The organism is Natrinema soli (assembly GCF_028618695.1).
The window spans coordinates 1-11,683 of the sequence record NZ_JAQIVI010000050.1; the positions used below are offsets into that span (position 1 = coordinate 1).

Below are 11,683 nucleotides of genomic sequence, written 5' to 3' on the forward strand. Positions count from 1 at the left end.
CGCACGGCGAACGTGTTGGTCCGCTTCATCGCTCATTCCAACAGATGCACTCAACTGTTGTAAAGATGACCAATCCGAGGTGAAAGTGAACGTGGTGATATGGGTGCGAGACTCGGACTGACAGTAACGAGATAGGACGGCAATGGAGTGCACGCGATTCACGCCCACCGTGAACGGCGGGACTCTCTCGCTGTTAAAAGGTAGTTTGGAATGAACCGCCTCGAGGTCAAGCCCCGAGGACATCTCGAGTGCAGCCGAAAACCCGTTCCAGATTAGTATGGTGTTCCTCACATTATTATACTCTCCTCCCGTAGCCTATGGTACGATGTCCGATGATACGCCCCCTCCCGAACACTCATCGCAGGATGGCGGTACCGAACACCGTGATGTAAACGCCGTCGTCGTGGAAGAGTGGGTCGATGAGACGACCCCGTTCGAACGGGTGCACGAGATCATCCGCCGGACTTACGACTCTGAATCCGCGACGCAAATCGCTGACCGCGCCCACGTATCGCCGACCACGGCGCGCAAACACCTGCGAACGCTTGTGGACGCCGGCGAGGTGACGACATCCCAGGACGGACAAACGACGCAGTATCGGCGGTCGGAGACGGCTATCGTTACCGAACATGCACAGTCGCTCCTCGCGGAACGGACTCCAGCGGAAATCGCGTCCGGAATCGCCAATATGAAATCTAAAATACATGAATGGCGTGAAGAGTACGGCGTCGATTCTCCTGAGGAGTTCGCCCGTGAGTTGGACGTAGACGATGCCGACAGCGACTACGGCGCGGCACTCACCGAATGGCAAACGACCCGACGGAACCTCGCGCTCGCGCAAGCGGCACTCGCTATCGGTGAGGCTCGTCGCTCTGGTCACCTCACCGGAACAGACACCGACAACGATGGCGACGGTGGCACGTCCGTCATTGTATGACCGAAGACAGCGAGGGGGTCTCTCAACAGAGCCAACCGAGCGAACAGTCCGAGGTGTTCGGCCCTATCGACGCCGGGGCGTTACGCGAGATTCGAGAGCTGTTTGCGGAGATGGAGCCGTTGGTCGAGACGGCGTCACTAGACGATCCATTGGACCCGCAGATGCTTTCGGTTGAACTTTCAGACGGTGTCGGGGATGCATCGACTGCTCGGATGGACGTGCGGTGGAGTCTGACTGGCAACTACGCCGTTCACTATACGGACGACCGTGACCGGAACTTCCGGTTCGACTGCCACCCGAAACCCGACGCGCCGAGACGGCACTTTCATCCGCCGCCGGACGCCCCAAGCCGCCCTGTGGAAGCATCATGCATCACCGTCCCCGAGGCCTCCCTCGTCACACGAGCGGTTCTCCAACGATGGCGGTATGCCCACAATCAGGATACGTTCGAGGGCATCAACGACGCGGAGAATCCGCCGTGAAGCACTAAGGGTCCGCCAGACGCCCGCGAGACCGGCGCATGCAGGCGATGCGTATCCGTGGTTACACCCACCGCGCGAACGCACTACTTGACCGCGGGAACCCCACGAGTAAAGCAGCGCTTCGGACGCTGTCCCATAGGCCGGTTCGAATCCGGCCCCGCGCATGCTTCTCCGAGCAATTCCGCGAGAAGAAGCACCGCGACGAGGATTCGAATCAGGGAGAAGCTTCGTTGCGACCGTGGTTCGAATTCGGTCCCGCGCACTGCGAGACACGAGGGGGATGATCGTCTCGAGTTCGCGGACGGTGAGCGAAGCGAACCGTGAGCACTGAACAGATCGTAGAGCGGAATGGGAACACGGATACCATGTCGGTTGATACCGTCGCTCGAGTCCGTATTCGGCAAGGTAAGCCGACGCTGATATCGATCGAAACTCCTCCCGCGAACCGAGAACCGGGTCGAGGACGGCGACGGGTAGCGATCGGTCGCTTCCCCGTGCGATGTCCCGAATCGAATAGCGAAATAATGACAGTAATTTTGAACGCGGCGGAATTCGGATAGAATCGGCAGACGCGCGTCAGACGCCCCATAACGCTTATTCGAGCAGGACCGAGTTGTAGTATCAATGGCCGGGATAGACGACGTGTTCGGGGATCTCTTCGCGAGTGTCGATGCCGTCGTACTCTTTTCACCGAGCGGTTCGTACTACGAGCGGTTCGTGGCCGTCGAAGACCTCGATGTGGTCGTCGTCGGCACCGAAAACGCCGTGGGCGCGGAGACGTTCGTCGAACTCCCCCTCGAGTTCGAGGACATCTCCGAGCGGATCCGATTCGGGCTCGAGGGCGCGCTCGAACAGGGCGTGATCGAAGACGGTGACGAACTCGCCTGTGCGACGAGCGTCTTCGGGGACGGAATCGATACGGTGTCTCGCGTCCGCGCTGACGCGGAAAACCACACCGGGATCTACGACATCTTTGCCAAATCCCGTGCGGACCCCGAAGTGGTCAAGGCGGTCCTCGAGTTGGCGATCGAACTGGGACAGAAGGGACAGAAGGGCAAACCCGTCGGCGCGCTGTTCGTCGTCGGCGACGCGGGGAAGGTGATGAACAAGTCCCGCCCGCTCTCCTACAATCCCTTCGAGAAATCCCACGTCCACGTCGGCGACCCGATCGTGAACGTCATGCTAAAGGAGTTCTCGCGGCTCGACGGCGCGTTTATCATCTCTGACGCGGGGAAGATCGTCTCCGCGTACCGCTACCTCGAGCCCTCGGCGGAGGGGGTCGACATTCCGAAGGGGCTGGGCGCGCGACACATGGCCGGCGGCGCGATCACGCGGGATACCAACGCGATCGCGATCGTGCTCTCGGAGAGCGACGGGCTCGTCCGGGCGTTCAAGGGCGGTGAACTCATTCTGGAGGTCGATCCGGAGGCGTACTGATATGGTGGATTGGCAGACGTTCGTCAACGAGCCGGCCGTCATCGCCGCGGCGGTGCTCGCGCTCGGGCTCGTCGTCGGCTATCTCGTCGGCAGGCTCAACGAGGAGTTACTCTCGGCCTCGGGCGTCCCGGAAGCCGTCGAGGGAACGCCGTTCGAGCGGACGGCCCAGTCGATCGGGACCTCGACGGTCGAGATCGTCGCCCGGCTGAGTTCCTGGTTCATCTACGGGATCGCGGTGCTCACCGCGATCCACATCGCGCAGTTGCTGGACACTGACGCGTTCTGGCTCCGTGTTACCGAGTTCATCCCGCAGCTGTTCATCGCCGTGCTCGTACTCATTCTGGGGTTCATCGTCGCGGACAAGTCGGAACTGATCGTCAGCGAGTATCTGCGGGGCGTCAAGCTTCCCGAGGTGTCGGTCATCCCGAAACTGGTCAAGTACTCCGTGCTGTACGTCACGTTCATCATCGCGCTCGGCCAGATCGGCGTCCACGTGCTGGCGCTGTTGATCCTGCTGACGGTCTATGCCATCGGAATCATCATCGTCGGCACCGTCGCCTTCAAGGACTTCCTCGCCTCGAGCGCCGCCGGTATTTACCTGCTCCTCAACCAGCCCTACGGGATCGGCGACGAGGTCCGAATCGGCGACCAGACGGGCATCGTCCAGGAGGTCGACCTGTTCGTCACCAAGATCGAAGACGACTCGGAAGAGTACATCGTCCCGAACCGCAAGGTCTTCGAGAACGGCGTCATCCGGATGCGAGACTGAGACGGGGAACTCGTCGATTCCGGACGGCTATTCGATTCCAGAGCGCTACTCGAGCGAGAGGCCAGCGTGCCAGCGGTCGACGCCCGCCGCTCGTTTGACGGCGTCCATTTTCGCCAGCAGATGGGTCGCGAGCGTCGCGGTTTCGGCGGCGCGGGACTCTCCTTCGGTCCGGAACTCGCCGGTTTCGCGGTTGGCGTAGACAGTACAGACGGCGCCGGCCCGGAGCCCGTACAGACTCGCGAGCGTGAGGATGGCGCTGGCCTCCATCTCGATGTTGGTGACGTTCGCCGCTTTGAGTTCGTCGACCAGATCGTCGGCGCCGGCGGCTTCGAAGCCGTCGAATCCCGGCCGGCCCTGGCCGGCGTAGAACGAGTCCGCGCTCATCGTCACGCCGGTGTGATACTCGTAGCCCAGCCGTTCGGCGGCGGCGACGAGAGCGGAGACTACCTCGTAATCCGCGGCGGCCGGATAGTCCTCGCGGACGTACTCGTCGCTGGTTCCCTCCTGACGGACCGCGCCGGTCGTGATCACCAGGTCGCCGACGGCCATCTCGGGCTGGATCGCACCGCAGGAGCCGACCCGGATGAACGTCTCGACGCCGACTCGAGCGAGTTCCTCGACCGCGATCGCGGCGGAGGGGCTGCCGATGCCGGTCGAGGTGACCGAGATAGGCGTCCCGTCGGCCTCGCCCGTCGCCGTTCGGTACTCGCGGTGGTGGGCCCGAATCTCGTACTCGTCCCAGAACGCGACGATCTTCTCGAGGCGCTCGGGGTTTCCGGGGAGGAGCACGGTCTCGGCTACGTCGTCGGGAGCGACCTCGAGATGGTACTGAACGTCGGCGTTCGGGTCTTCGCTGTCGTGAGACATTGAATAGCGTCGATTCGATCCGACGCTGTATATAAATGCGGGGCGCGCGTACCGTCCCGGTATGGTTCGAGGAACGCTCGCGGACACCTACGTCGCTGCGATTCAGCACGAGCTGGTCGAGCTGCCGCCGGACGCGACGCGCGTGGGCGTCGTTCGACGGCCGACGTCGTGGTTTCACGCGGCCGTCGACGAGAACCGACCCGAACTCGGCCCGCCGGCCGACCTGCTCGAGTCCATGCGCGACGCGGAGGAGGACATGAAAATGCAGGGCCTCTGTGAGGAGGGAGCCCACAACGCCGCGTGGGACCAGGTCGGGTTCGGCGAGGCGTATCGCGAGTACCTCGAGAACGCTGACGAGGCGCAGGCGGCGGTCGCTGCACTGGACGATCGACTGTCAGCCGGCGAGTCGCTGGCGCTGGTCTGCTACGAGAACACCGAGAAGAAGCGGTGTCACCGGACGGTTCTCAAGGAATTCCTCGAGACGCAGACTTGAGTAGCGGGGCCGTATATCGACGAGGTGATGCACGAATTCGCTCCCTCGGACCGAACGGAACGCGAAATCTCGCGCCTGGTCAAAACCGTCGTCACCCCGCGACCGATCGCTTGGATCAGTACGGTGAGCGACGCGGGCGTCGACAACCTCGCGCCGTTCAGCTCGTACAACTACGTCTCACTGACGGAGCCCACTGTGCTGTTCAACACGCCCAACGGACCCCGCAGCGAGCTGAAGGATACGGCCCGAAACGCGCTCGAGAGCGGTGAGTTCGTCGTCAATATCGTCACGGAAGCCGATATCGAGCGGATGGACCACACCTCCGCGGCCCTCCCGGACGACGAGAGCGAGTTCGATCTCGTCGACATCGAACGCGGCGAGTCGCGAACGGTTTCAGCGCCGCGCGTCGCGGACGCGACCGTCTCGATGGAGTGTACGCTCCACGATTCGATCGAGGTCCACGACAAGCTGATGATCCTCGGCGACGTCCAGTACGTCCACGTCGACGATGAACTCCTGACCGACGGCCAGATCGATATGCGCGATCTCGATACCGTCGGGCGGCTCGGCGGGCCGTACTACACCGTCTCCGATCCGCTGCCGTTCGAGCGGCAGTTCTGAGAACTGCGCTTCGTGAGTTACTCGAGCGTTTCCTGCGTGATCGTATTCGGAAGCAGTTCGCCGAGCGCGTACTCGGTCGGCTCCTCCCCCTCGCCCTCATCGCAGTAGACGACGAGGTCGTCGTCGCAGAACTCAGCGAGCGTCTGCCGGCACATCCCGCAGGGCGTGACGCCGTCGCGGCGGCCCGAACTCACGGCCAGCCGGGCGAACTCCCGGTGGCCGTTCTTGACCGCCTCCGCGATCGCGACCTCCTCCGCGTGGAGGCTGTTGCTGAAGTTCGCGTTCTCGAGGTTACAGCCCACGAAGACCTCGCCGTCGGTCGTCTCGAGGGCGGCACCGACCCGGTACTCGGAGTAGGGAACGTGCGCCCGATCTTGGACGTCGCGAGCGGCGGTGATAAGCTCGTGTTCGGTCACGACGAGTGGTAGCTCGAGCGGGTGCAAGAAGGCATCGACCGGTTGGGTTTCGACGGCCGAGACGGCCGACGGTGATCAGTCCTCGCCGGACTCGTAGTGGTCGCCGGCGGCGTCCGGCAGGCGGGTGCGCCCGACGAGCACGAGGACGAGGATGACCGTCATGTGCGGAATCGTCCGAATGAGCTCCGTCGGAAGGCCGTATCCCGCCGTTTGAAGCGTGTCCTGCATCGAATTGAGTCCCGCGAAGAGGAACGATCCGACGAGGGCACCGAGCGGGTGGTAGTTCGCGAGCAGGTAGGTCGCGATCGCGATGAATCCCCGACCGTTGATCACGGTGTCGCCGGTGCCGGTGAACGTGCCGAGGGTACCGAGGGCGAAGCCCGCGCCGCCGAGCCCGGCGAAGACGCCCGAGAGGAGCACCGCGGCGTAGCGGATCTTGCGGACGTCGACGCCGGCCGTATCCAGCGCCTTCGGGTTCTCGCCGCTGGCGACCACCCACCGCCCGAAGTTCGTCCGAGCGAGCAGGTACCAGCCCGCGAGGGCACCCGCGAGCATGATGTACACCTGCGGCTCGGTGTCGAACAGCAGATAGCCGAAGATCGGAATCTCCGACAGCATCGGGACCGTCACGTTGTCGAAGAGAGCGACGTTCGCGGTGTTCGGGCTCCCGAAGACGATCCGCGAGGCGAACGGCGCCAGTCCCAGCGAGATGAGCCAGATCGCGAGTCCGGCGATGATCTGGTCGGCTTCGAACTCGATACAGACGATCGCGAAGATCAGCGCGAAGACGACGCTGACGAGTACGCCGATCAGCAGGCCCCACCAGAGGTTCGACAGACCCAGCGTCGTGCCACTGCCGAGCCAGTAGACGGCGATGATCGCGCTGAACGACGAGACGATCAACAGCCCCTCGATGCCGATGTTGATGACGCCGCTCTTCTCGGCGAAGATACCGCCGATCGCCGCGAGCGCGATCGGGACGGCGAGCCGAAGCGTCGACGTCTGCCAGCTCGCCGGCGTCAGCCAGAGGAAGAGCAGGCAGACGACGAGGCCGCCGAGAGCCGTCGCGAGCGGATATCGGGCGAGGGTTTCGCGCGTTCGGCGGAATCGCTTACGCATCGTTCTCACCTCCGTCGTCGGCTCCCGAGCCACCGCCGTCTGCCCGAACGGGCTCCGCCGAACCGACGTCGACGTACCGTCGACCCACCATCCGGAAGAACTCCGGCATGGCGACGAAGAGGACGATGAGGCCGGTCAGGATGACGACCAGTTCCGGCGGGACATCCGTTGCTGTCCCGATCCTGCTCGAGCCGCTCTCGAGGACGCCGAACAGGAAGGCCGCCGCGCCGACACCGATCGGACCGTTGCCGGCCAGCACCGAGACGGCGATCCCGTCGAACCCGATCGACGGAACGTTCTCGAGCCAGCGGCCGTGCACCATGAGCACCCAGAACGCCCCGGCGATGCCACCGAGCGCGCCCGAGAGAGTCATGCTGGCGACGGTCATCTTCTTCTCGTCGACGCCGCCGTAAGCGGCCGCTTCCGGCTGCGTACCGCTCATGCGCAGCTCGTAGCCGAACGACGTTCGAGCGAACAGCCACGCGATGGCGATCATGAGCGCAACGGCGAAGGCCAGCGCGAGCAGCGAGAAGTCTACTCGACCGGCGAAGCCGATCACCGGAACGGTCGGTATCTCGGCGTACTCGGGAACCGGTGCCGTCTGTGGATTGTTACTGTTCGGATCCTGAAACCGCGAGGAGAGCAGCGTCGAGGTGATGCCGACCGCGATAAAGTTGAGCATGATAGTCGTGATGACCTCGTTGGCATCGGCGTAGGCTTTGAGCGCGCCCGGAATCGCACCGTAGAACCCGCCGACGAGCGCACCGGCGAGGACCCCGAGCGGGATGAGCACGACGGTTCCGACTAACCCGTCGGGAACGACCGACGCCGCGTAGACGACGGTGACTGCCGTCGCGAGCCCGCCGACGACCAGCTGTCCCTGCGTGCCGATGTTGAGAAGGCCGGCGCGGAACGCGACCGCGACCGATAGCCCCGCGAAGATCAGCAGCGTCGTCTGCTGGAGCGTCGTCGCGAGGCTTCCATTAGTGAACTGCCAGCCGCCCTCGAGCGGGTGGCCCAGGGCCCCGAAGAACAGCTCGTAGTAGACCTGCATCGGGTTGTAACAGAACGTCATGCCGGCTACGTCGAGACCGGCCCGACAGGAGGCGAATCCGCCGGAGACGAAGACGAGGATGCCGCCGATGAGGACGGCGGCGAACAGTGCCGCGACGCTGATAACGATGCGATCGAAGATCGATGCCCGGACGAGGCGCTCGAGAAGCACCTCGAGTCGCTCCCTCATCGGGACTCACCCGCGTTCGGCCCGTCGACCGCGTCCGTTCCCGGCCGGTGACCAGCCATGCGCAAGCCGAGTTCTTCCTCGGTGATGGTGTCCGGATCGGTGACGTCGATGAACTCGCCCTCGTAGATGACCGCCAACCGATCCGATAGCGACTGCACCTCGTCGAGCTTCGAGGAAACGAGCAGGACCGCGACCCCCTCGCGGCGAAGCTCGAGCAGACGGTCGTGAATGAACTCGGTCGAGCCGATGTCGACGCCGCGGGTGGGGTGGGTCGCGACGACGAGCGAGGGATCGCGCTCGAACTCGCGGCCGACGATGAACTTCTGCTGGTTGCCACCCGAGAAGGACTGCGCGTCGGCGTCGGCGTTCGGCGGTCGAACGTCGTAGGTCTCGATGAGCTCCTCGGTGTGGTCGCGGACGCCGGTCCAGTCGATGCGACCGCCGTCGGAGAATCGGGCCGACCGCTGGCTTCCGAGGACGCCGTTCTCGACGAGGTCGAACGGCATGACGAGTCCCCTCTCGTGGCGATCTTCGGGGATGTAGGCCATCCCGCTCTCGATCCGTCGACGTCGAGACCACTCCGTGATATCCGCACCCTCGTAGGCGATCGTCCCCTCATCGGGCGTCCTGAGGCCGGTGATCGCCTCGACCAGTTCGGCCTGTCCGTTGCCGTCGACGCCCGCGATACCGACGATTTCGCCGGCGCGCACGTCAAGATCGATCCCCGAGACGAGCTCGACGCCGCGGGCGTCCTCGACGACGACGTCCTGCGTCGAGAGGACGACGTCGCCCGTCTCGACCGGCTCCGATTCGGCCTCGAGGAGCACTTCCCGGCCCACCATCCGCTCGGCCAGGTCCTCCCGGCTCGTGCGCTCGGGACGGACCGTCCCGACGGACTTCCCGTCTCGGAGGACGGTGATCGCGTCGGCGGCATGAGTCGCTTCGTCGAGTTTGTGCGTGATGAAGATGATCGTCTTTCCCTGGGCGGTGAGCTCCTCGAGGACGTCGTAGAGGCCCTCGACTTCCTGGGGCGTGAGAACGGCGGTCGGCTCGTCGAGGATGAGGATATCCGCACCGCGGAACAGCGCCTTGAGAATCTCGACGCGTTGCTGGACGCCGACGCCCACGTCTTCGACGGTGGCCCCCGGATCGACGTCGAAGCCGTATCGATCACAGAGGTCGCGAATGTCGCGGTCGATGCGATCGCGATCGACCGCCATGCCGAACCACTTCGTGGGTTCGTTCCCCAATGCGATGTTTTCGGCGATCGTCATCGGATCGACCAGCATGAAGTGCTGGTGGATCATCCCGATGCCGGCGTTGATGGCATCCCGCGGCGAGTCGAAGGTCCGTTCCTCACCGTCGACGACGACCCGACCCTCCTCGGGCTCGTAGAGTCCATAGAGGACGTTCATCAGCGTCGTTTTCCCGGCACCGTTCTCCCCGAGCAAGGCGTGGACGGTCCCTCGTTCGACGCGGAGATCCACGTCGTCGTTCGCTACGACTCCTGGGAACCGCTTGGTGATGCCGTCGAGGTGGACGGCGAGGTCGCTGCCTGTGCTCTTCGTATCGGCAGTGTGCTCCCCCACCTCTGTGGTTGGTCCTATCCCGTCAGTCGTCCCCATTCCGGGCTCGCTCATACGGTTACAGTTCGCTTGGGACGTCGATCTCGCCGTCGATGATCGCTTGCCGGGACTCCTCGAGATCGTCTTTGATCTCCTGAGGGATCTCGCCGCCGATCGCGTCCCCGTAGACGGCGCTGACGCCATCTTGCTCGAGGCCGAGGGTTTCGTCTGCACCGCCCTCGAACTCGTCGTTGACGACGGATTCGATGGCGTTGTAGACGGCGGTGTCAACGCGCTTGACCATGCTCGCGAGGATGACGTCCGCGAAGTCCTCGTTGGAGAGCGACTGGTCGCTGTCGACGCCGATCGCGAACCGACCTTCGTCCTGGGCCGCCTGGAAGACACCGATACCGGTTCGGCCGGACGCGTGGAAGATAATGTCCGCGCCGTCGTTCTGATACATCGATCGAGCGGTAGATTGTCCCTGGGCGGTATCGTTGAAGCTACCGGCGTACGACGAGACGACGTCGACGTCGTCGTTCGCGTGCTCGACGCCGGCTCGGAAGCCGGCCTCGAACGACTGGATCAGCGGCGTTTCGGTGCCACCGACGAAACCGACGGTGCTGGCGTCGGGGTTCGTCTCGCCGGCACCGGCGGCGAACTCCCGATCGGTCAGCAGTCCGGCCAGGTGGCCGACTTGGAACGATCCGTCGGGTTCCTCGAACCCGTAGCTCCGGACGTTGTCTTCCTCAACCACTGCGTCGACGATAATGAAGTTCTGGTCCGGATAGTCGGGGGCGTTTTCCCCGAGTGCCTCGGCCTGCGCATAGCCGATACAGCTGATCAGATCGTAGTCACCGGACTCCGCGAAGTCGCGCTGTGCACTGGGGAACTCGCCTTCTCTCCCCGGTTCCCGTTCGTCGAACGCGAGGTCGAATTCGTCCCGTGCGTCCACGACTCCCTGTTTGGCCATGTCGTTGAACGAGTCGTCACCGAGTCCGCCGGTTGCGTACACCATTCCGACCTGATACTCTGCGTCACTCTCCCCACCGAACCCACCAATACAGCCGGCGACCCCTGCGAGGCCGACTGCACTCAGTCCTTTAAGAACGCTGCGTCTCTCTCGTGACATGCACTATCGTACAGTAACTATCTGCTAAATATCCGTCGGAGAGTTCGTTTCGATCCGGGGAAAAACTCACTAAATATCCGATCGTCCCGTTTGGTTGCGTTTCTACGTCAGCTATCGGGCGTCGCGTCCGATACTGTCGACTCGAGGACGGCCCGTGCGTCCGCGACGAGGGCGTCGATGTCGTCGCTCTCGGCGTACAGGCGAACGTACGGCTCCGTCCCGCTCGGTCGAACGAGCAGCCACGACGCGTCCGCGAACTCGAGCCGGATGCCGTACTCCGTCTCGACGGAGGCCTCCGGAAACGCCGCAGGCAGCTCGGTCTCGAGCGCAGCCATTACGTCGGCTTTGGCCGCGTCCGGGCACTCGATGCTGACCTTTCGGTAGGGGCGTTCGGTGACCGGCTCTCTGAGCCGATCGGTATCGCCGGCGTTGGCGACGAGCGCCGCGACGACCGCGGCGCTGACCACGCCGTCGATCCAGCCGCCGAAGGCGGTGTGGATGTGTTTCCAGGGCTCGGCGGCGAAGACGACCTCGGTGTCCTCGCCGCCTGTAGAACGTTCGCGCGCGATTCCCTCGTGGAGGGACCCCAGCCGAACGCGTTC

General features: G+C 64.0%; 12 protein-coding genes and 1 pseudogene. 6 read left to right on the top strand and 7 right to left on the bottom strand.

Annotation, left to right across the window (positions count from 1 at the left end; translation table 11 throughout):
• Nucleotides 1-325: 325 nt before the first annotated feature.
• The 4 genes from PGX04_RS03180 (at nucleotide 326) to PGX04_RS03195 (ending at nucleotide 3,625) form a co-directional block, all read left to right on the top strand.
• Entirely contained in the window at nucleotides 326-937 is a 612-nt protein-coding gene (locus PGX04_RS03180; protein ID WP_273737186.1) for a winged helix-turn-helix domain-containing protein, read from the top strand.
• The gene (locus PGX04_RS03185) at nucleotides 934-1,419 is read left to right on the top strand and encodes a toxin-antitoxin system TumE family protein (protein ID WP_273737187.1); all 486 of its coding nucleotides are present in this window, start codon (nucleotides 934-936) and stop codon (nucleotides 1,417-1,419) included. The genes PGX04_RS03180 and PGX04_RS03185 overlap by 4 nt, the downstream gene beginning before the upstream one ends.
• Nucleotides 1,420-2,043: 624 nt before the next feature.
• Complete coding sequence (gene dacZ / locus PGX04_RS03190; protein WP_098726178.1) at nucleotides 2,044-2,856, top strand: diadenylate cyclase DacZ; 813 nt, start codon at nucleotides 2,044-2,046, stop codon at nucleotides 2,854-2,856.
• A 1-nt stretch (nucleotide 2,857) separates the two neighbouring features.
• Entirely contained in the window at nucleotides 2,858-3,625 is a 768-nt protein-coding gene (locus tag PGX04_RS03195; protein WP_273737188.1) for a mechanosensitive ion channel family protein, read from the top strand.
• A gap of 45 nt (nucleotides 3,626-3,670) precedes the next feature.
• Here the strand turns inward: PGX04_RS03195 and PGX04_RS03200 are convergent, their stop codons facing one another.
• The gene (locus PGX04_RS03200) at nucleotides 3,671-4,492 is read right to left on the bottom strand and encodes a nucleoside phosphorylase (protein ID WP_273737189.1); all 822 of its coding nucleotides are present in this window, start codon (nucleotides 4,490-4,492) and stop codon (nucleotides 3,671-3,673) included.
• Between the two features lie 61 nt (nucleotides 4,493-4,553).
• On the opposite strand from PGX04_RS03200, the gene PGX04_RS03205 reads away from it, so the two are divergent.
• Entirely contained in the window at nucleotides 4,554-4,985 is a 432-nt protein-coding gene (locus PGX04_RS03205; RefSeq protein WP_273737190.1) for a DUF488 family protein, N3 subclade, read from the top strand.
• 27 nt (nucleotides 4,986-5,012) lie between these two features.
• Entirely contained in the window at nucleotides 5,013-5,606 is a 594-nt protein-coding gene (locus tag PGX04_RS03210) for a flavin reductase family protein (protein WP_273737191.1), read from the top strand.
• Between the two features lie 17 nt (nucleotides 5,607-5,623).
• On the opposite strand, the gene cdd is transcribed toward PGX04_RS03210, so the two are convergent.
• The 6 genes and pseudogenes from cdd to PGX04_RS03240 all read right to left on the bottom strand — a co-directional run.
• Nucleotides 5,624-6,022 (bottom strand): cytidine deaminase, encoded by a 399-nt coding sequence (gene cdd, locus PGX04_RS03215; RefSeq protein ID WP_377042257.1) that lies wholly within the window; start codon nucleotides 6,020-6,022, stop codon nucleotides 5,624-5,626.
• A 75-nt stretch (nucleotides 6,023-6,097) separates the two neighbouring features.
• On the bottom strand, nucleotides 6,098-7,141 hold the full coding sequence (locus PGX04_RS03220; protein WP_273737193.1) for an ABC transporter permease: 1,044 nt from the start codon (nucleotides 7,139-7,141) through the stop codon (nucleotides 6,098-6,100).
• Complete coding sequence (locus PGX04_RS03225) at nucleotides 7,134-8,384, bottom strand: ABC transporter permease (RefSeq protein ID WP_273737194.1); 1,251 nt, start codon at nucleotides 8,382-8,384, stop codon at nucleotides 7,134-7,136. The genes PGX04_RS03220 and PGX04_RS03225 overlap by 8 nt, the downstream gene beginning before the upstream one ends.
• Complete coding sequence (locus PGX04_RS03230; RefSeq protein WP_273737195.1) at nucleotides 8,381-10,024, bottom strand: ABC transporter ATP-binding protein; 1,644 nt, start codon at nucleotides 10,022-10,024, stop codon at nucleotides 8,381-8,383. Before PGX04_RS03230 ends, PGX04_RS03225 begins: the two co-directional genes overlap by 4 nt.
• Before the next feature lie 4 nt (nucleotides 10,025-10,028).
• Nucleotides 10,029-11,081: a BMP family lipoprotein gene (locus tag PGX04_RS03235; RefSeq protein ID WP_273737196.1), complete on the bottom strand. Its 1,053-nt coding sequence runs from the start codon at nucleotides 11,079-11,081 to the stop codon at nucleotides 10,029-10,031.
• A gap of 107 nt (nucleotides 11,082-11,188) precedes the next feature.
• A pseudogene (locus tag PGX04_RS03240) lies at nucleotides 11,189-11,683 on the bottom strand (phosphomannomutase); the annotation flags it as partial.